The 20139-nt window shown below is 70.2% G+C and carries 18 protein-coding genes; 9 read left to right on the plus strand and 9 right to left on the minus strand.

Features of this window, described 5'->3' with window-relative positions:
- The first annotated feature begins 69 nt into the window (after positions 1–69).
- On the plus strand, positions 70–675 hold the full coding sequence (locus ACFP2T_RS38705) for an RNA polymerase sigma factor (protein ID WP_377431169.1): 606 nt from the start codon (positions 70–72) through the stop codon (positions 673–675).
- A gap of 257 nt (positions 676–932) precedes the next feature.
- On the opposite strand, the gene ACFP2T_RS38710 is transcribed toward ACFP2T_RS38705, so the two are convergent.
- Positions 933–1682, minus strand: a complete 750-nt coding sequence (locus ACFP2T_RS38710; RefSeq protein WP_377431171.1) for a peptidoglycan-binding protein — start codon at positions 1680–1682, stop codon at positions 933–935.
- The gene (locus ACFP2T_RS38715; RefSeq protein ID WP_377431174.1) at positions 1666–1812 is read right to left on the minus strand and encodes a hypothetical protein; all 147 of its coding nucleotides are present in this window, start codon (positions 1810–1812) and stop codon (positions 1666–1668) included. The genes ACFP2T_RS38710 and ACFP2T_RS38715 overlap by 17 nt, the downstream gene beginning before the upstream one ends.
- A gap of 474 nt (positions 1813–2286) precedes the next feature.
- Here ACFP2T_RS38715 and ACFP2T_RS38720 point away from each other — a divergent pair, with 474 nt between their 5' ends.
- The 4 genes from ACFP2T_RS38720 (at position 2287) to ACFP2T_RS38735 (ending at position 7652) form a co-directional block, all read left to right on the plus strand.
- A complete protein-coding gene (locus ACFP2T_RS38720; protein ID WP_377431177.1) occupies positions 2287–2793 on the plus strand; it encodes a hypothetical protein in 507 nt (168 codons plus the stop codon).
- A complete protein-coding gene (locus tag ACFP2T_RS38725; RefSeq protein WP_377431180.1) occupies positions 2790–5327 on the plus strand; it encodes a CHAT domain-containing protein in 2538 nt (845 codons plus the stop codon). Before ACFP2T_RS38720 ends, ACFP2T_RS38725 begins: the two co-directional genes overlap by 4 nt.
- 83 nt (positions 5328–5410) lie before the next feature.
- Complete coding sequence (locus ACFP2T_RS38730) at positions 5411–5743, plus strand: hypothetical protein (RefSeq protein ID WP_377431183.1); 333 nt, start codon at positions 5411–5413, stop codon at positions 5741–5743.
- An 82-nt stretch (positions 5744–5825) separates the two neighbouring features.
- The gene (locus ACFP2T_RS38735) at positions 5826–7652 is read left to right on the plus strand and encodes a RiPP maturation radical SAM C-methyltransferase (RefSeq protein WP_377431185.1); all 1827 of its coding nucleotides are present in this window, start codon (positions 5826–5828) and stop codon (positions 7650–7652) included.
- A 377-nt stretch (positions 7653–8029) separates the two neighbouring features.
- Here the strand turns inward: ACFP2T_RS38735 and ACFP2T_RS38740 are convergent, their stop codons facing one another.
- Positions 8030–9361, minus strand: coding sequence for an MFS transporter (locus tag ACFP2T_RS38740; RefSeq protein ID WP_377431187.1), 1332 nt, complete (start codon positions 9359–9361; stop codon positions 8030–8032).
- A gap of 474 nt (positions 9362–9835) precedes the next feature.
- Between ACFP2T_RS38740 and ACFP2T_RS38745 the strand changes: the two genes are divergently transcribed.
- Complete coding sequence (locus tag ACFP2T_RS38745; protein ID WP_377431189.1) at positions 9836–10288, plus strand: hypothetical protein; 453 nt, start codon at positions 9836–9838, stop codon at positions 10286–10288.
- Here ACFP2T_RS38745 and ACFP2T_RS38750 read toward each other — a convergent pair.
- The 3 genes from ACFP2T_RS38750 to ACFP2T_RS38760 form a co-directional block, all read right to left on the minus strand.
- Complete coding sequence (locus ACFP2T_RS38750) at positions 10267–11151, minus strand: hypothetical protein (protein WP_377431191.1); 885 nt, start codon at positions 11149–11151, stop codon at positions 10267–10269. The two genes, ACFP2T_RS38745 and ACFP2T_RS38750, sit on opposite strands and share 22 nt — an antisense overlap.
- Before the next feature lie 121 nt (positions 11152–11272).
- Complete coding sequence (locus ACFP2T_RS38755) at positions 11273–11962, minus strand: LuxR C-terminal-related transcriptional regulator (protein ID WP_377431194.1); 690 nt, start codon at positions 11960–11962, stop codon at positions 11273–11275.
- A gap of 23 nt (positions 11963–11985) precedes the next feature.
- Positions 11986–13236, minus strand: a complete 1251-nt coding sequence (locus ACFP2T_RS38760) for a sensor histidine kinase (protein WP_377431197.1) — start codon at positions 13234–13236, stop codon at positions 11986–11988.
- A gap of 130 nt (positions 13237–13366) precedes the next feature.
- Between ACFP2T_RS38760 and ACFP2T_RS38765 the strand changes: the two genes are divergently transcribed.
- Both ACFP2T_RS38765 and ACFP2T_RS38770 read left to right on the plus strand, forming a co-directional pair.
- A complete protein-coding gene (locus ACFP2T_RS38765) occupies positions 13367–14155 on the plus strand; it encodes an ABC transporter ATP-binding protein (protein WP_377431200.1) in 789 nt (262 codons plus the stop codon).
- Positions 14152–15549 carry an FtsX-like permease family protein gene (locus tag ACFP2T_RS38770; RefSeq protein WP_377431202.1) on the plus strand — a complete coding sequence of 466 codons (1398 nt, stop codon included), beginning with the start codon at positions 14152–14154 and terminating at the stop codon, positions 15547–15549. Before ACFP2T_RS38765 ends, ACFP2T_RS38770 begins: the two co-directional genes overlap by 4 nt.
- A 696-nt stretch (positions 15550–16245) precedes the next feature.
- On the opposite strand, the gene ACFP2T_RS38775 is transcribed toward ACFP2T_RS38770, so the two are convergent.
- The 3 genes from ACFP2T_RS38775 to ACFP2T_RS38785 all read right to left on the minus strand — a co-directional run bounded on the left by ACFP2T_RS38775 (position 16246) and on the right by ACFP2T_RS38785 (position 18818).
- On the minus strand, positions 16246–16758 hold the full coding sequence (locus tag ACFP2T_RS38775) for a ribonuclease FAU-1 family protein (protein ID WP_377431204.1): 513 nt from the start codon (positions 16756–16758) through the stop codon (positions 16246–16248).
- 418 nt (positions 16759–17176) lie between these two features.
- Positions 17177–18403 (minus strand): RNA polymerase sigma factor, encoded by a 1227-nt coding sequence (locus ACFP2T_RS38780; RefSeq protein WP_377431207.1) that lies wholly within the window; start codon positions 18401–18403, stop codon positions 17177–17179.
- A 43-nt stretch (positions 18404–18446) separates the two neighbouring features.
- Positions 18447–18818, minus strand: coding sequence for a YciI family protein (locus ACFP2T_RS38785; RefSeq protein WP_377431210.1), 372 nt, complete (start codon positions 18816–18818; stop codon positions 18447–18449).
- 306 nt (positions 18819–19124) lie between these two features.
- On the opposite strand from ACFP2T_RS38785, the gene ACFP2T_RS38790 reads away from it, so the two are divergent.
- Complete coding sequence (locus tag ACFP2T_RS38790) at positions 19125–20111, plus strand: suppressor of fused domain protein (RefSeq protein WP_377431212.1); 987 nt, start codon at positions 19125–19127, stop codon at positions 20109–20111.
- Positions 20112–20139 lie beyond the last annotated feature (28 nt).

The following is a 20139-nucleotide window of genomic DNA, read 5'->3' on the forward strand; positions in this document are numbered from 1 at the left end:
CCCCACAGATACGTCGAGTCGTCGATTTAACCCGCGCGGCTGCGCAGTCACGGCCGTAGCATGGCCCTCGTGTCCACCGGGGCGACGCGACCCACCGAAGCGGGGCGGGCTGACCGCCCGGCACGGCTGGCCCGCTGCCTCGAACGCGCCCAGAACGGCGAGCTCACCGCGCTGGACGAGGTTGTCCGCGAGCTCAATCCGCTGCTTTGGCAGGTGGCCCGCGCGCAGTCGCTCTCCGCCGACCAGGCCGCCGACGTGGTGCAGACAACCTGGCTGGAGCTGCTGCGGCGGCTGCGCGACATTCGGACGCCGGAGGCGCTCACCGCGTGGCTGGTCACCACGACCCGCCGCGAGGCGTGGCACGTCCGCAACCGACAGCGCCGGCAGGTTCCCGACGGTACGGAGGCCGTGGAGTCGGCCGTGGATCCGGGCCCCGAACCGCACGAACATCTCGTGTCCGACGAGCGCGACCGGATCCTCTGGCGGCATTTCCAGCGGCTGTCCGAGCGCTGTCGCGAGCTCCTGCGCGTCGTCGCGCAGGTCGAGAGGCCCGACTATTCGGTGGTCGCCGAGGCGCTCGACATGCCGCGGGGCAGCATCGGACCGACCCGTGGCCGCTGCCTGGCCAAGCTGCGCGAGATGCTGCTGGCCGACCCCACCTGGCGGGCGTTCTGACGGATTGCCGACGGCCTGCGGGGCGAGCCACGGATCACCGGAGCCGGCCCGGCCGGTGTCGTCCGGACGGCGTGATGTCCGACGGCGCCGGCCGACCCGGCTCTGCCGGCTTCCGCGGGGACCGGCCCGGGTGCGGGTCCATCCGGTCGGCGGCGACGCGGCCAGCCGGTCGTCCCGCCGGCGCCGATGTCGCGACGGGTGACCAGTCAGGCCGCGAGCGCCACATGACCCCTCAGGCCGCACGCGCCACGTGACCGTCAGGCCGCGAGCGCCGCGTGCGTCCGTGGGCCGTAGATTCCGTCCACGACCAGGTGGGCCCGCTTCTGAAAGGCGCGGAGCGCCGCGTCGGTCTTGGGTCCCCAGACTCCATCCGTCGCCAGCTTCGGCGCCGCGCCCTTGACGTTCAGCCGTTCCTGTACCCACGTGACCCGGTCGCCGCGGGTGGGCGGCCGGGTCAGGCGCAGCGGAGGACCGGAGAATTCGCCGCGACCCGTGGCCTTCGTCGCCGGGCCGGAGAGGTGCTTCCGGGCGGCCGCGAGATGCCGCGACACGTCGCCGGGACGGCCGACGTACTCGAAGTGCATCGCATCCGGACGCGTGCGGTACCACCCTCCCCAGTAGAATCCGCAGTTCCACCACATCGCCACCATGCCGGGCGGCATGTCCGACTTGAAGGTGGCGCTCATCGGATTGGTCCGCGAGTTGATGTCGATGGCCAGTCCCCACGAGTGGTTGCTCGGCTTCTGGGAGCCGCGGATGGCACGGCAGGCGTAGCCCCACGTCTGGCCGGACTTGACGTCGTACCCGTACCGCTTTTCCGTTGCCTCGAGCAGCGTCGCCACCAGCGGGGCGATCTCCTTGCGCACGAAGACCTTGACGCCGGCACGTACGACGACAGCCATCCGTCCCTTCTGGCACTTCGGCCATCCGGTTCCCCAACCGCGTGCCTGCGCGTTGTTCACGGCTATCCCCGCGGGTCGCGGCAGGTAGTCACTCCTGGGGGGCATCGGGTTCTCCCTCCTCGTCCTCGTCCTCGTCCTCGTCGGCCGGACCGAACTCGTCCTCCGGCCACTGCTCCGGCTCCGGGATCTCCTCGTCGAGATCGATGTCCCGCACCGCCCATTGCCTGTCGGTCATGGCTCAGGTCCTCTCTGCCGGAACGCGCTGGATGGCGAGCCGGTCAGTCATCTAGGGGACCCGGAGGCCGGCCAGATACCACGCCGGCAGAAGACCGACCCGACCGCCGTAACCATGCCGTTCGTGGCCTGCTCCCCCGCTCGACGTATCTGCGCGGCCCGACCGGTCACCTCACCAGTGACCGCGCCGCGTCCTACCGCCCGATTCGTGGTCAGGAGGCCGCCGTGCCGGAAAGAGTGCTCACGCCGTCCGTAGCCGTACCGTGCCCCGTCCGGGCCGTAGCATGGCGTGTGTGGCCGCAGACGCGAGGGCAGCCGCCCGGACGGCACGCTTCCACCGCGCGGCCCGTTCGGCGGGCTCCCCCGGCGGTGGCCGAGGCATTGCGGGTGCCCGCGCCGGCGCCGGTCCAGTCCGCGGCCCGCGCCTGGTCAGGCGGCGCGGAATACCCTTGTCGGATCCCGTCTGGAGGGCGCCATGACCGATTCCTCCGACGGCCGGCTGGACGAGATCGACGCGGCGATTCTCGATCAGATCCAGGCGGCCTACACGCGGGCCGACCCGCCCCCGGCCGACCTGGATGACCGGGTCCGGTTCGCCATCGCGCTGGAGGCGGTTGACGTCGAGGTGGCCCGTCTCCAGGAGGATCTGCTCGTCGGCTCCGGGGCGCGGAGCCGGGAGCGGGTCCGAACGATCACCTTCGACGCGCGGAGCCTGACCATCCTGGTCTCGATCGTGGATCTTCCGGACGGCCTTGTCCGGCTGGATGGTTGGCTCGCGCCGCCCGCCCCGCGCCGCGTGGAACTGCGGCTCGGCGCGTCGCCCGGCCCGCCGGCGCAGTCGCGGACGGTGCTGGCGGACGAGGGCGGGCGGTTCGTGTTCGACGATGTCGGCCACGGGCTGGCTCAGCTACTCGTGCATCCGCTGACCGGAGACGACGTTGGTTCGGAAACCAGCGTGGTCACCCCGTCACTGATCCTGTGAGCACCGCCACCGACCGCGCGGCCGCCCTGTACGCCGCGGGCGTGGCGTCGAGCACCGACGGGCGTCCGATCGTCGCCGCGCGGCAGCTTCGGACGGCGCTCCGCACTCTCAACGGCCGCTCCGCCGAGTCCGCGACGGAGAGCGGTGTCGCCGAGCTGCGCGGCCGGATTCTGATCAGCCTCGCCTGGGTCGAAGCCGAACAGGGCCACCTGGATCTCGGGTTTCGGCTCCTCGACGAGGCCGAGCCGCTCATTCCCGCCCACCTGCGCTGGCTTCTCCTCGGTCAGCGGGGACTGCTGCTGCGGCGCGGCGGTCGGGACGAGGTGGCGGTCCGGGAGTACGACACCGCGATAGCCCTGCTGAGCGAGCACTCTGAGCCGGTGGGACTGGTCAAGGCCCTGTCCAACCGAGGAGCGCTGTACCTGGCGGCCGGACGGGTTGGCCTGGCACGGGCCGACCTGCGCCGATCCGCCCAGATCGCAGGGCGGCACGGCCTGACGATGCTCGAGGCCCTGGTCACCCACAATCTCGGCGATCTGGATCTGCTCGCCGGTGACCTGCCCTCGGCGCTGTCCACGTTCGCCGCCGTGGCGGGCGTCTATCAGGACCGTGCGCCCGGCAGGTTACCGAACCTGGCCATCGACCGGGCCCGGGCGCTGCTCGCCGCCGGCCTGCTCGGCGAGGCCGATCGGGAGCTGGCGACGGCCATGGAGCAGGCCCGGGCGCAGCGGCTTCCGTACGTCTATCTGGACGCCCTGCTTGCCCGGGCCGAGGCCGCGCTGCTGGCCGGTCGGCCGGCGGCAGCCCGTGCCTGGGCGACGGAGGCCCGTGCCCGGCTGCTGCGCCGCCGCAACGCCCGCCGCGCGGCGGTCGCCGAGCTGCTCGCGCTGCGAGCCCGCCATGCCGCGACCGCTGCCACGGCGGCGGTCGCCGGTCCGGCCCGCGCGCTCGCCACCGCGCTGAACGCGCTCGGCCTGGTCGAGGACGGCCTGGTCGCCGGCCTGCTCGCGGTGCGTGCCCTGGTCGCCGACCGGCGCGTCGCCGACGCCGAGCGGGAGCTGACCCGGCATCGACGGCCGCGCAGCTCCGACCGGCTGGACACCCGGCTGCTCTGGCGCCTCGCGCACGCCGAACTCGCGACCGCGGCGGGACGGCCCGCCGAGGCCGCCCGCCACCTGAGGGCCGGAATGGTCTCGCTCCAGCGGTACCGCAGCCAGCTCGGCTGCCTGGACCTGCAGACCGGGGCCGCGGTGCACGGCCGGGACCTGGCCGCGGCCGGGGTCAGCGGGGCCCTGGCGAGCGGGTCGCCAGCGGAGGTCTACCGATGGTCCGAGCTGGCCCGCGCTCAGGCGCTGCTGCTGCCGCCCGTGCGCCCGCCGGAGGATCCCGAGGCGGTCGCCGCCCTGGAGGAGCTGCGTCAGGTCCGGGGCGCGTTGCGGGACGCCGAGCTCGCCGAGGCGCCGACCGGCGCTCTGCGGGTCCGCAGCGAGGCGCTGCAGCGCAGGATCCGGGAACACGCCTGGTCGGCCGCCGGACCTGGCACGGCCACCCGACCGGCGCCGATGCGCGCGGTCATGGCCGAGCTGGCGGAGGCCGCCATGGTGGTCTACCTGCGCGACGGCGCCGCCCTGTGGGCGTTGGTCGCCGTTGCCGGATCGGCGAGACTCGTGCCGCTGGGGGCCCTCGCGCACGCCGAGGAGGCGCTGTTACGCCTGCGGGCCGATCTCGATGTGCAGGCCGGCCGGGCGCTGCCGTCGCGGCTCGCCCGGGCCGTGGCCCAGGCGACCCGACGGGATGCCGCAGCGCTGGCCGCAGACGTACTCGATCCCGTCCTCGACCTGGTGGGCGACCGCGACCTCGTCGTCGTCCCCACCGGGGCGCTGGTGACCGTCCCGTGGGCGGTCCTGCCCGGCTGTGCCCAGCGACCGGTCACCGTCGCGCCGTCCGCCACCACGTGGCGGGTCGCCCGGAGCCGGCGCGCCGACCACGAGGCCGGGCCGGACCCGGCGCGGGCGCTGCTGGTGGCCGGGCCGGGCACCGAGCGGGGCGAGGCGGAGGTGCGGGCGATCGCGGTGACACATGCCCACGCCACCGTCCTCACCGGCTCCGCCGCCACCCCGGACGCGGTCCTGGCCCGGCTCGGCGACGTAAGGGTCGCCCACCTCGCCGCGCACGGACACCATGCCGCCGACAATCCGCTGTTCTCCGCCCTCGACCTGGCCGGCGGCCCGCTCATGGGCTACGACCTGCAGCACGTCGACGGCACCCCGGCGATCGTCGTGCTCTCCGCCTGCGACCTCGGGCTCGCCGATGTACGCCCTGGCGACGAGACGCTCGGCATGGTCACCGCCCTGCTCAGCACCGGATCGTGCACGGTCGTGGCGAGTGTCAGCCGGGTGGCGGACGACACGGCGATGACCGTCATGACCGGCTACCACCGGGCGACCGGCCGGGGTCTCTCGCCCGCGGTGGCGCTGGCCGGTGCCACGGAGTCCGCCCACCCGGCCAGCTTCGTATGCTTCGGCGCGGGGTGAGTGTCGAGCGGACAAAGTTTCCTATTGACACATGTCGCTCTTCCCGGAAGCGTGGGCCTGAACCGCCGAGCGGGAGGTCCATTGTGGCCGAGATACCGATCAGCCAAGAAGAGATCCACAGCCTCGGGCAGCAGCTCGACGAGATCACCGGTGACAGCGCAAGGGCACTCCTGTCCGGCATCATCGCGCTGGCCGCGCAGGCGATCCAGGGCGGCGAGACCGACTACCCGGCCGCGCCGATCGTGGTACACGGGAGCGACCTGGAGCCGCCCGTCGTCGTCGAGGTGCAGCACCCGCTGCCGTCCTTCCAGGAACAGATCGCCCAAGCCTTCACTCCGGGCGTGATCGACGAGCCCACCGGCATCGAAATTGGACACGTCGACGGTGTCAGGGTCGGCCACGGACCGCAGCCCTGACCCCGCGGGCGCGCCGCGTTTCCCTGCCCCGGGTTGCGTCCCCGCCAGCCCCGAGCAGCGGGCCGCGCTGCCCGTCGTCCTCGTGTCGATGCCGTTCATGGACATCGACCGGCCGTCGATCCAGCTCGGGCTGCTGAAGGAGATCGTCAAGGGGCACGGCTTCCCGGTCCAGACCCTGCACGCCAATCTGGATTTCGCCGCGCGGATCGGGGCGGACCACTACCGGGCGCTCGCCGCGCACCGCGGCCCGATGCTCGGCGAGTGGTTGTTCTCGATCGAAGCGTTCGGCGATGCCGCGCCGGATCGGGACGCGGACCTGCTCGACGAGTTCGCCGACGATCTGTGCCAGCTCGGCGGGTCGCCGGCGGAGGTGCGGCATCGGCTGCTGCGTACCCGCGACGATGATATTCCGGCCTACCTGGATCAGCTGGTCGCCGGGTTCGGCTGGGCCGGCGCCCGGGTCGTGGGCTTCACCTCGACGTTCCAGCAGAACACCGCGTCGTTCGCGCTGGCCCGCCGGTTGAAGTCGCGCTGGCCGGAGATCGTCACGGTGTTCGGCGGCGCCAACTTCGATGGCGAGATGGGCGTGGAGCTTGTCCGTGCCGTCGACTGCATCGACCTCGCCGTCATCGGGGAAGGCGACACCGCGCTCCCCCATCTGCTGGTCAGCCTCGCGGCCGGGGCCGACCCCGGCGCGGTTCCCGGAGTGGCCCGGCGGACCGGCGGACGGGTGGTGGCAACGCCAGCGGCTCCGCCCGGGATGCCGCTCGACGACCTGCCGACGCCGGACTACGCCGAGTACTTCGCCCGGGCCGAAGTCTTGGGCGTGCTGCCGATCGCCGGCCACCGAAAGGTCTGGATCCCGTTCGAATCGGCGCGTGGCTGCTGGTGGGGGGCCAAGCACCACTGCACGTTCTGCGGGCTCAACGGCACGACGATGCAGTTCCGCGCCAAGTCCGCCCCGCGCGTGCTCGACGAACTCGCCGAGCAGGCGCGGCGATGCCGCAGCTTCCGCTTCGAGGCGGTCGACAACATCCTCGACATGGGCTATCTGACGACGCTGTTCCCCGCCCTCGTCGCCAGCCGAGCCGACTACGAGATCTTCTACGAGGCGAAGGCCAATCTGAGCCGTACGCAACTCGGGCTTCTCGCGCGGAGCGGTGTGAACCGCCTCCAGCCGGGTATCGAGTCGCTGAGCTCGCACGTACTGCGCCTCATGCGCAAGGGCGTCCGCGCGGCACAGAACGTCAACCTGCTCCGCTGGGCGCAGTACTACGGCATCCGGGTCGAATGGAACCTCCTGTGGGGATTTCCCGGCGAGACCGCGCACGACTACGCCGAACAGGCCGCCGCGATCCCGCATCTGACACACCTGACGCCCCCGTCGGGGGCCGGCCGGATCTGGATCGAACGCTTCAGCCCGCTGTACACCGAACCCGACGCGTTTCCGGCCCGCACCCGGGCCCCGGAGCGCAGCTACCGGTACGTCTATCCGGACGGCGTCGACCTGGACCGGGTCGCCTACTTCTTCGAGTACGACCTCGAGGGAGCCCTGCCGGACACCGCGTACGACGGCCTGCGTCGTGCGGTCGACGGATGGTCCTGGGCCTGGCGGGCCGATCGGCCGCCGGTGCTGAGGTACTGGTCGGCGCCCGGCTTCCTCCAGATCTACGACGGCCGACGCGAGGGCCAGGAGGGCACGTACAGTTTCGACGGCGTCCTCGCCGACATCTACCTCGCCTGCACCGACCGTCCCACCACCGCGCGGGCGGTAAGCGAGAGGCTCGATCGCGAGATTGCCGTCGAGGCCGTCCGGGAGGTGTTCGAGGAGTTCCAGCGGCGCGGGCTGATGTTCCTCGACGGGACGCTGGCACTGGCACTGGCACTGCCCGCCGTCGCCGGACGGTAGGCCGAAGATGGTCTCCGGTGGGCTCGTACCAACATCGGTGTAGTACCCGCTTTCGGACGTGACGGAGCGGCAGGCCCTCGTACGGAGTGCCAGGCGCGTCGATCAGGTCTGGTCCGCCGCCGGCCATGGACCAACGCGCTGGTCACGCGCATCCGGTCGACTCGGAGGCTCGGATGGAGACCGCGCTCACGATCGCCCCGTGATCCTCCGGAGGGGCGGGAGCGCGGATGAGGGTCGGGATCTCCGGGACGCACGGGACCGGGAAGACGACGCTGGTCGAGGCGCTGTGCGCGCGTCGCCCGAGCGCCGCTCCGGCCGAGATCCGGGTGGGTCTCAGCCGGAGCAGTGCACGCTGGACTGTGCGGTGCTCATCCGGTCTACGCGCCCGCCGGCCCGCTCACTGCGGCCGACGGGTCTGCCTGTCCGGTCCGTACCGGCGCGGCACCGCCGCGGATGCCGAGGACGGCCGCCAGGCTGACCAACGACAGCGCCATGATGTAACAGGCGATCGGCGTGGAGGAGCCGTACCTGCCGAAGAGCGCGGTGGCGACGATGGGGGTCACGGCGCCGCCGACCATGCCGCCCAACTGGTAGGCGATGGAGATTCCGCTGTAGCGGACGCGGACGTCGAAGATCTCGGTGAGCAACCCGCCCTGGGCACCGGCCATGACGCCCTGCACGATCGCGGCGACGATGAACGACAACAGCGCCAAGCCGGTCTCACCAGTGTTCACCAGGGCGAACATCGGGATCGGCCACAGCACGGCAGTCAGCGCGCCCAGCGCGTAGACCTTCTTGGAGCCGAAGCGGTCGGCGGCCACCGCCGACACCACAATCGTGCCGATCCACACCAACGTCGAGACGAGGATCAGCGTGAGCAGCATGGTGCGGTCGAAACCCACCACAGTGGTTCCGTAGGTCAGCATGTACACGATTACCGTGTAGCCGATCGCGGGCGGCGCGATCGAGGCCAGGCTGGCCAGCACAAGAGTACGGGGCTGGCGGCGGAACAGCTCCGCAACCGGAACCTTGCTCACCGTCTTCTCCTGCTTGGCCTTCTGAAACTCCGGCGTGTCGTGCAGCCGGCTGCGGACCAGGAACCCGACGACCACCAGCAACAGGCTGAGCAGGAACGGGATGCGCCAGCCGTAGGACATGAAGTCGCTCTCGGGCATCTCCGACACCGCAAGGAACGCCAGGTTGGAGGTCAGCACCCCGACTGGCACACCGAACTGGGCGAAACTACCGTAGACCGCCCGACGATGCCGGGACGCGTGCTCGGTGGCGACCAGGATGGCGCCACCCCACTCGCCGCCCACACCGAACCCCTGAACAAGGCGCAGTACGACCAGCAGCAGGGGCGCCGCGACGCCGATGGCGACGTAGGTGGGCAGCACGCCGATGAGGAAGGTGGATCCGCCCGTCAGCAGAAGGGTGAGGACGAGCATCGACTTGCGGCCGATCCGATCGCCGAAGTGGCCGATGACCATGGCGCCCAGCGGGCGGGCGATGAATCCGACGGCGAAGGTCCCGAAGGCTGCCAGGGTGCCGGCGACGCTGGAGAACTCGGGGTAGAACAGGCTCCCGAACACCAGCGCCGCAGCCGTGCCGAAGATGTAGTAGTCGTACCACTCGATCGATGTGCCGATGAAGCTGGCCGCGAAAATGCCCTTCTTCGAGGGCTCGGTGGGGGTTCTCTGTGATGCCACGGTCGGGTACTCCTCTGAACGCGGGACGGCGGACGTCCGTGCGACCACCCGATTGACGGCAATCTCACGGTTGTAGGAGATGCAAACCGCTCCGCGTGGAGATGTCGCTGGTCTTCTGTGCCGCCTGAGCTACGTCATGTGTCTCATACCGGGACATGGGTACGACCAACGATCTCGTGCGCAATAGGACGGTCGGTGGCGTCGATCCGGCGTGGGCAGTGATTTTCGGGTGTCGATCCGGTGGCTCGTCGTGTCGGTCGCCCCGCGTACAACCGGGATCTCCCGCCGGCATCTGCACCTGCTGCCGGTGGAGTTGTGTTCGGCCCGGCGGGCTGGGCGGAAGGCGGGCGCGGTGACAGGTCGTCTACAAGTCACCCAGGGTGACGGCTTCGGCTGGCGTGTGGCGCACGGTCGTGTCGACGAACGTGGGCTTCTGCTTGAAACAGACGCCGGCCGGCCGTAGACAATATCCGGATGACGTTGCGTCCTGAGCTCTGTCCACCGATGGTCGGATCACATCGCATCGCATCGCTGTGCACCACCATCGAGACCATCGCGGGACTGCTCGAGCGCGGCGAGTCGGCCGACGGGGCGATTACCGCGTTCAACGCCGAAACCGGGCATGACTACGCCGCCGACTACTTTCTCACCTACTGGAAGTCTTGCAGCGTCGAGGACTTCGCGCTTGAGGCCGCCCGACCCGCGCGACCAAAGGTCGCGAACGTCACCCGCGACGAGCTGATCGAGATCGTCGGCAGGATACAGGCGGTCGATGACGACATCGACTACTACGTTCTGCTGTTGGAGACCAACGTCGCGCACCCACGAGTCACCGAGCTAATCTTCTGGCCGCCGCCGGAGTTGGTCAACGCATCGCCGGAGACCATCGTCGACGCGGCATTGGCCTACCAACCGATCAGCCTGTGACGACGGCTGCAACGCGCGCTTCTGCCGCCGAGGGTGCTCGGCGTCTCGCCATGAAGCCGATAACCGTCTGTCGCGATATCCCCGCTGGTGAGACATCCGGCATTGCCGAATACAGTGTGTCCAGGCTCCGGGTTCACCTTGTCCATCTGGGCAGCCAAACCGGGTCGACATGCGGGTCGGCCATTTGCGGGTGTCGGTTGGTCCTGTGGCCCGTTCGGCTGGTTCCCACCACCGGGGGGTCGGTGGGGTAATAGGCCGCCGACCGTGCCGAGCAGGGCGACGACGGCGGTGACGGACAGCAGCCAGCCGATGCTGAGGTACATATTCCATGCCGCGCTGAGTGTCCACATCAGCATCGCGAGCGGGATCGTTGCCAGCAGTAGCACCCGTCGGCGTGGCGTCGGCCACCGCCATGCCACGGCCGCTCCCAGCCCGAGAAGGACCACGAGGTCGAACGCGAGAAGCCCTCCGGTGGCCAGCGCATAGGCGAGCAGCGTGGCGCACGCGGCCAGGGTGATGCGGCGGGCGCCGAGGATCCAGGCCACTGCGATGGCGAGTCGGAGCAGGGCGGGGATCAACAGCGCGAGGGTCACATGTCGGATAGGAAATCGACTGTCGACGCTGACCGTCATCGCGCCAGTGCTGATCCGGTACACGGTGGCGACGATTTCTGTGCTGAACGCAACGAGGAACGCGGTGAGCAGCAGAGATGCCACGCCAGGCAGGCGAAGCCGCAGCGCGAGGCCGATCACGCCGGCAGCCTGGCGGCGGCTGGGCCAGGTGCGACCCGTGTCGAGGTCGAGCAGCAATCCGAGCAGTTCCTCACGGTGGGCAGCCGATGTGAGAGCTATCCCGCCGGTCACCTCGACCAAGCCTGGCCGGGCTGCGGTCGTAGGTCCAGTTAACAAGTAGCCGATGTGAGTGCATCCGATCTTGGTAATTTCGGCCGGATGGGCGCCGGCAGGATGAGCAGGGGTGACATTGTCAGGAGGGTGGCGTGTACGAACGGCCTGCTTGCAGGTATGTGAGTACAGCCAGCACGCGGCGGTTGCCGTCCTGCGGTTGCAGCCCAAGTTTGGTGAAGATGTTGCCCACGTGCTTGACCACCGCCCCCTGCGTCACGTGCAGCGCGGTGGCGATCTGGTGGTTGGTGTCTCCGGTCGCCATCCGCCTGAGAACCTCCCGCTCCCGCTCGCTCAGTACGTCGATGGCGTGAGGACGGCCGGCGGCCATGGAGCGCTGGACCACCTTCGGATCGATGACGACGCCGCCACCGGCGATCAGTTCGAGGGCGTGCATGAAATCGGTCACCCGACTGACCCGGTCCTTGAGCAGGTAGCCGACGCCGCCGGGCGGTTCGCTGCCGGTCGGGGCGGCGAGGAGTCGGGCGGCATAGGCGTGGCCGAGGTACTGCGACAGCACCAGGATTCCAACCTGCGGGTGACGGGCGCGGACGGTCAGCGCCGCACGGAACCCGTCGTCGGCGTCACCTGGCGGCATCCGCACGTCGGTGACCACCACGTCCGGCAGGTTGCCGGGCCCAGCCCCGACCATCACCTGCAGCAGTTCGTCGGCGTCACCGACGGCCGCGGTGACCCGGTGGCCGAAGCGTTCGACCAGGGCGGTCAGACCCTCGCGCATCAGGGCCGCGTCCTCAGCGATCACCACTTGCATGGTGTCATTGTGGCTGGCCGAGGTCACCCGCTCGCCGGCATGTGGGGCACTTCGATGCCGATCGTGGTCGGTCCGCCGGGTGGACTGCTGACGGTCAGCTCGCCGCCGAGCAGGGAGGCGCGCTCCCGCATGCCGAGGATTCCGGTGCCGCCGATGGGATTCGCACCGCCGGTGCCGTCGTCGGTGATCGTCATCGTCAGCCGGTTGCCGGTCGTCGCCGTACGCACGACCAGCCGATTCGCGGCGGCGTGCCGGACGGCGTTGGTGACGGCCTCGTTCGCCACGTAGTACAGCGACGCCTCCACCTCAGCGGGCAGCCGGCGTAGGTCGTCGACTTCCACCGTTGCCGGCACGGGCAGCCGGGCCGCCATCTCGCGCAGCGCTGCCCCGAGGCCGTCCTCGATCAGGGTATGCGGACGCATGCCATGGACGGTGGTGCGCAACGCGTCAAGCGCCTGTTCGGTTTCGGCGCGGGCCGCGTCGAGTGTGGCGAGGGCGTCCGTCCGGGCGGTGCCCGGCGGCAGCAATTTCTGGAGGTCGAGTTCGAGCATGCCGAGGTGGAGGCTGGCGACCGCGAGATGGCGCTGCACGCCGTCGTGGAGGTCCCGTTCGACCCGCTGGCGTTCCCGCTCGAACCGGTTCAGCTCGGCGATCTGCGCCTGGGCCAGCATGGTGACCTGGGTCTGCAGCTCCTCCAGCCGAGGTGAGAGCAGGGCCGACGCGAGCGCCGCCTGCGCGCAGGAGAGCAGCACCCAGACGTACGCGAGACCGAGAACGACAACCGCGCAGGCCAGCGAGACGGCCGTGGCGCCGAGGCCACCCGAGATCACGAGCGAGCCGGTGACCTGGACGGGACGGCCGGTCGTCACGAGCACAGGGGTGGCGATGCCGGTCACTGCCGCTGTGCTGGCGAGGATCAGCACGACGAAGGAGAGCAGTCCCGGCATCAGCTGGGCCAGCGCGTATCCGATCTCTCGCCGCAGCAGTGGCGATCGCAACCGGGCGACGAGCCGGGCGAAGGTGCGGCGGTCCGGCGGCGGGGGTGGCCCGTCAGTGAGCCGGGGCAGGCCCACGAGGGCGACCAAGCGGCGTTCGACGGCGGCGAGGGCTACCGCCCAGGCCGGAAAGAGCACGAGGAGCGGCAGGCAGACAAGGCTGATCCAGGCGACTGCGGCGCTGACCGTCGTGTACAGCAGGCAGGTCCAGGGCCAGCGGGACAGGAGGAACCGCCAGGGTGCGTCGCAGGCGGCGGACCAGGCGCGGGACTCGGGCACCACGTCACGGTACGAGGCGGGGCGGTGGGCGGGAATGCCGGAAACCGGGTGGGGTTTTCCCCACCCGGTACGGCACCTGGGTGTAGTGACCCGGGACAGCCTCCGGCTGTGCGATAACCGGATGACTCGAATGACCCCACCAACGCCCACCGCGATCCTCGTCGAAGCGCTGAGCAAGACCTTCCCGAGCGGGGACGGCGGCCGCCCGGTCGACGTTCTGCGGGGCATCACGCACTCGATCCCCACCGGGGCGATGACGGCGGTCGTCGGGCCCAGCGGCTGTGGCAAGTCCACCCTGCTGTTCTGTCTCGCCGGATTGGAGCGGCCGACGACCGGTCGGATCACACTGCTCGGACACGACCTGTCCAGGTTGCGCCCTCGCGCGGTGGCCCGGCTCTACCGGGACCGGATCGGCTTCGTCTTCCAAACGTATAATTTGATCCCGTCCTTGTCCGCGCGTGAGAACGTGGTCCTGCCGCACCGGCTCGCCGGCCGGCCGGTCGACCTGGCCGCCGCCGACACCCTCCTCGCCGAGATGGGACTCGACGGCCGACACCGGGTCTGCGCCTCTCGGCTGTCCAGCGGGGAGCAGCAGCGGGTGGCGCTCGCCCGCGTCCTCGCCACGAATCCGGCATTGGTGTTCGCCGACGAACCGACCGGCGCGCTCGACACACACACCGCGGCGGTGGTACTTGGCCGCCTGCGCACACTGGCCGACGGCGCCCGGACCGTGGTCATGGTGACCCATGACCTGGATGCGGCGAGCCTCGCTGACCATGTCCTGGTGATGCGGGATGGGCTGCTCACCGCGAGGCTCACCCGACCGACCGCGGACAGCATCCGCCAGGTCATTGCGGCCCGGGCGCCGCTTGCGGTCCGGTCCCAGGCCGCCGTGCCGGCGCCGGGTGGTGCGGAATGATTCGCCTCGCCCTCGCGGAGCTCCGCGCCGACCGGCACCTATGGATTGGCCCCCTGGTGGTCGCCGCGATGGCCGCCGCGCTCATCGGGGTCGCCGCGGCGCACTGGTCGGCAAGCGATACCCCGCAGGTCGCCGCGGCCGCCGCGCGGGCCGGGATGACCGTCGCCGAGGTCCGGGGGGCCGCCTATGTCCTCTACGTCTGCACCGGCCTCGCGGCAGTGATCGTGCTCAGCACGGTCAGCTCGGCGACGATCGACGCGATGCGGGTCCGGATCGCCCGGTGGCGCCTGACCGGTGCGCAGCCGCTGCAGGTCCGCCTGGTCATCCTCACGCACATGCTGGCACTCGGCATCGCCGGCACCACCGTCGGCTGCGTCACCGCCGCGTTGGCCGCCGATCCGGTCGTCGATCTCTTCGTCCACGCGTCGACCGGAGAGGCGGACGTCGTCGACGCGACGCCGGACCTGGCGGTCGTGGCGATCACCCTGGTCCTCACGCTGGGCGTGTGCGCCGTCGCCGCGCTGGGGCCGGCTCGGCGGGCCGCCCGGGTGCCGGCCGTACAAGCGGTCCGCACTCTGGTGTCACCGCCACGTGGGATGACCGTCTTCCGCTGGATTCTCACCGGACTCGCGCTGTTGGGCGTCGCCGTCATGATCACAGCCTGTGTGGCCATCGCCTTCACGCTGCGCGACTCACCAGATCTGGTCAACGCTGGCGCGAGCATGGCGATCAACCTCGGCGTCGCCATCACCGTGACGATCGCGCTGGCGGCTCCGGCGGGCCTGTCGGGGATGATCCGCCTCTGGAGCGCGATCATCCCCGCCCGGCTATCCCCGGCCTGGTTCCTCGCCCGCCACTCGGTTGTCCACCGGATCACCCACAGCACCGCGGCGGTCGTTCCGCTCATGATCGGAGCGAGTCTCTACGGGGTCATGTTCAGTATCGTCGACACCTTCCGGGTCGCCCTCGCCGCCGCCGGGTCGACTGCCGAGGTCAACACCTTCGACACGTATCTTGTCCTTACGCCGCCGGCCCTGCTGACCGCCGTCGGCAGTGTCGCGGTCCTGCTGCTGAACGCGCCTGCCCGGCGCCGGGAGTTCGCCGTGCTCCGCGCCGCCGGCGCGACACTCCGGACCATGCTCGTCATGGCCGCGTGCGAGGCCGTGCTCTACACCCTGACCGCGATCATGTTGGCCCTGGTCCCTGCCCTGGGAGCGGCCGTCGCCATCGCTGGGTGCATCTCCGTCGCCGGTCTGCCTTTCGCCCCGGCCCTCGACCCGCGGCAGGCGCTCGCCCTGTGCGGCGCGACCCTGGTCGCGATGACCATCGCCATGACCGCACCGGCGGTCACCACGATCCGGAGCGACGCCCGAGAAACGTTGGCCGCGCAATGACCGGGCCGCGTTCGAGCAGACCGGGTTCAGACGCCCGATCGTGTCGCATGCCTGTCCACAGTCCCAAGTGCCTGCTGTCGCCAGGCGTCAGCCTCGGGCGCGCATCCGACGAAAGGCCGCCAATGCCCAAACGGTGAGTCGCCCCCGACCACCCCGTTCACGATCCGGCATCCGCGTTTGCCGCCTGGCGGGTGCTGGCACTGATTCCGAGTTCTCCGTGCAGCGGTGTCCGCCTACCTCGGTCGGTACCGAGGCGACACACGGTCGCACACCGACTCCGACCTACGAGTCTTCCTGACCTGGTGGCGTTCATTCGTTGACGCCAGCCTGCGCCGGAGCCGGCCGTTTACAATCCTCGATTTCAACGTACTATCCTCGATCCATCGCCGATCCTCAGTAGACCGACGTCGTTACGGTCATACACCGCACCGGAAAGGTAGGAGAGCCGAGCCGGCGATGCAAGGCCTCTGTCGCACGCGCGACGCGCGTCGGCGGTGACAGCTTGCGCCTCAAACCCACTGTGGATCGCCGCTGACGGTCGGCGGCAGTCGCGAGAGTACCTAACAGCAAAGGTCCGGCATCCTCTTCCGCCGCTGTCCGTGCGCGCCAGCCAGCCGGGAGCCGTCACGCCTCGTGGTCGGCACCCCGCGTCGGCCAACACCCGGAACTGCCGAGGAGAGCGTACGGCGGCCGGTCTCACCTCGACTGGCGAAGCAACTGCCATCCACGCGACAGCCAGGGCTCCGCACCATGTCGGAGTACCTCCGCACAGCGCTCAGCCGTGGTCCGCGCAAGCGTTGCGTCATCCGTGGTCATCCAGCCGTTGCCGTACGCCTCCTCGTACTCATCCCAGTCCTCGATCTCGACACGTTCGTCGCGCTCGTGAAGCACCGGATCCAGCTCCAGATCGACGTACCGCCAGCCCGCTTCGGTGACCTCCGGCGGAAGACATACGTCGATCTCGAGCCGTTGATCGGCAGGATCGCCGACCCACCATGCCGCCCACGGACGCCCCACCTTCAGCAACACCACAACGGGTACGGACAGGACGCCACAGTCATGCGGAGCACCCCATGGCGAACCGACCGGACCTCGCAGCCACGTCCCATCGCTGTTCTGCTCGATCTGGTGAAGGTCGAACCAGAAGACCCCACCAGGACGTTTGACCTTGTGAAGACGCACGGCCTCGGTAATCTCCCCGGCGCTCACGCAAGCACACTAGGCGAGAGCAAGTAGGCCGCACACCAGCAGGACATGGTCGTCCGTTTCTGCCGCCGTCCGTGTCCGCGATCCAGAGGGCGCTGTCACACGGTCGTCAGCCTGAGGTCACCGCCGATGCGCTCGTCGCCGTCGGCTCCAGCGCACCGAAGCTAGGAAGTCGGTGGAGCACGAGTGAGGCATGGGTCGCCGACGACCACGGAAGCTGATCGAGCCGTTGCTGCCACCCTGGCCTGACAAAGCACCTGGGCCACGGCCGGTCCCGGACGAGGTCGACGCGACCGCAGGCGAGTTTCTCCCCGGGTTCGCCGCGCTCCCGCCGTCCGCGTTCGGGGATTCGACCGACGTGGCCGATGCGATCGACGGCATCCAGACCGCGCTCGAATCCCGGCTGGCCGAGCTGGAGAAGTCAGCCCAGCATGGCCGCCTTGCGCAGCAGCACTGAGCATTCGTGCTGGTTGGCGCACAGCCGGGCAGCCAGCTCCAGTTCGGCGCGCGCCTCCGGGCGCCGTCCGAGCCGGGCCAGCAGCTCACCGCGTACGGTCGGGACCAGATGCGAGCCCGGGAGCCGCTCCGAGGCGATCAGCTCGTCCACGATGGCCAGTGCTTGCTCCGGACCCGAGGCCATGGCTACGGCGACGGCCCGATTCAGCACGACCACCGGCGAGGGCGCGACCCGGCCCAGTGCCTCGTAGAGCACCACGATCCGGTCCCAGTCGGTCGCCTCGACCGAGGGTGCCGACGCGTGGGTGGCGGCGATCGCGGCCTGCAGACCATAGGGGCCGAGGCCGCGAGTCGATGCCTTGGCCAGCGCGGCCAGCCCACGGCGGATCGCCGAGAAGTCCCACCGGCGCCGGTCCTGGTCCTGGAGCAGGACCGGCGAACCGTCCTCGCCGGTCCGGGCCGGGAAGCGCGCGGCCGTCAGCTCGCACAACGCGAGCAGGCCGTGCACCTCCGGCTCGTCCGGCTGCAGCGCGGCCAGCGTACGGGCCAGCCGGATCGCCTCGTACGCCACGTCGGGGCGCAACAACCGGTCACCCGATGTGGCTGTCGACCCCTCGGTGAAGATCACGTAGATGACGCTGAGCACGCCGCCCAGCCGCTCTCGGCGCTCGCCGGCCGACGGCAGCTCGAACGGCACTTCGGCCGCCGCAATCGTCTTCTTGCCCCGGGTGATGCGGGCCTGCACGGTCGGCACGGGCACGAGGAACGCTCGGGCGATCTCCTCGCTGGACAGGCCGCCGACCACGCGCAGGGTCAGCGCCACCCGGGCCTCGGGAGAGAGCACCGGGTGGCAGCTGACGAACATCAGCGCCAGCATGTCGTCGTCGATCCTGTCGGGGTCGATTTCTTCGTCGACCGCCGAGTCGACCGCCGGATCGGCCGCCAGCAAGGCGTATCGGCCCTGGAGGACGCGTCGGCGGCGGATCGCGTCGATCGCCCGCCGCCGGGCCGTGGCCATCAGCCAGCCGGCCGGATTGGCCGGAGAAGCGAGCGGCCACGACACCAGCGCCTCGGCCACCGCCTCCTGGGCCGCGTCCTCGGCCAGCCCGAAATCGCCGGTGAACCGGGTCAGCGCGGCGACGATCCGCGCCGACTCGATCCGCCAGACAGCCTCGACATCGGCCGTACCCATCAGATCTGGCCGTTGCTCTGGGGCCCGGCCCGTTCCTTGACGATCACCCGTCGACCTGTGGGACCTCGTCGCTCCCGGGGACCCGCCGGACCTCGATCTTGGCCCCGGGGGCCGCCGGGACCCGCTTGGCCCACTCGACCGCCTCCTGTTTCGAGGCGACATCGAGCAGGAAGAAGCCCCCGAAAAGTTCCTTGGTCTCCCCGTACGGCCCGTCCGTGACCACCGGGGCCTCGCCGCTGAAATCGACCACGACACCCTGGGCCGGATCATCCAGCCCTTCGGCCGCGACGTAGACGCCGGCCTTGAACAGGTCCTCGATGAACTGGCGGGTCGTGGCCATCATCTCGTCGATGTTGGCCATCATGGCCGCGTTCGACTCGTCGGTGCCCCGCATGATCAGCATGTACTTCGGCAACACATTCTCCTCGTCCGGCGGGGCCGCCTCTCGGCTCTCGCACCCTCACGTCGAACGAGTGGCCCGCAGATCGACACGGCCCCGGAGAAATCTCTCGCCGCTGCGCAGCCGATCCCTCCGCCCGCGTTTCGCCCGTCCGAGCGGCCCGTGAGCGATGGCTGACGCGGACGCCCTGCTGATCAGAAGCTTATCGTCGCATCTCTGGAAGGCGGCGACGCCCACACAGGTCTGGGGTTGATGTCGCCCTCCTCAACCACCTCGGCGGTCCGGTGCGCCCCGCCCGGAGCTGTGTGTTCTCATCTTCCGATGACCTCCGATGCCCCCGGCTGGGAAGCCATCGACGCCCGACTCGCCGAGTTGTACCCCGATGTCGAGCCGAAGCACTACGGCACGCTGCACCCGTTCGCTCTGGGTGGCCCGGACCCGCTCGACGGCATCAGCTTCTATTCGCGTACCGGGCCGGTGCCGCACTGGCACATCGTCGGCTACGGCATGAGCGAACTGTATGGCAAGGAGACCGACAACCCCGACGAGTCGGGCTGGGGCTTCGAGTTCACCTTCCGGGTCGCCCGCGACCCCCGTGACACCGAACCGCCGGTGTGGGCGGCCAACCTGCTGCAGAGCCTTGCCCGGTACGTGCTCTCCAGCGGCAACTGGTTCGAGCCAGGTCACCACATGAACGCGAACGGACCCATCCGGCAAGACCACGAGACCGCAGTGACGGCTCTGGCCTTCGCCGAGGATCCGGAGTTGGGCACGATCACCACCCCGCACGGCCGAATGCAGTTCCTGCAGGTGGTCGGTCTGACCGGCGACGAGTACGCGGCAGTTCGGCAATGGGACACCGACGGTGTGCTCAGCCTGCTCGCCGAACGGCAACCGCTGCTGGTCACCGACCTGGACCGACCGTCACTGACAGACGATCCAGCGGCACGGGCCGAGATCGAAGCCGGGCGTGCCCGCGACGGCTCGTCGACCGGGCTGCTCATGATCGCTGGCTTCGACTGGACCACCGAGGAGGACACGATCCGGCTGCGGTTCAAAGACATCACGACTGCCACGGTGGCCCAAGCGGTACGCGACCGGCTGTTCCACGGCCGCGAACTGCTTCTCGACGGCAACGGCACTCGGGTCGTGCTGCTGCCAGCGGAGGTCTTCGCCGTCCGACAACCAGGCGACGGCTTACTGGAAGTGGATCTTCCGGCAGAGGCTGTCGCCGCGTTGCCTGACGCGCTGGTGCCTGGCACCCATCCAATGCCAGGCACGAGTCATCTCATCGTCGAGGTCTCGTAGGGCTAGTACTGTGACCACATAGGTCGCC

Source organism: Plantactinospora solaniradicis (assembly GCF_042658085.1).
GTDB lineage: Bacteria > Actinomycetota > Actinomycetes > Mycobacteriales > Micromonosporaceae > Plantactinospora > Plantactinospora solaniradicis.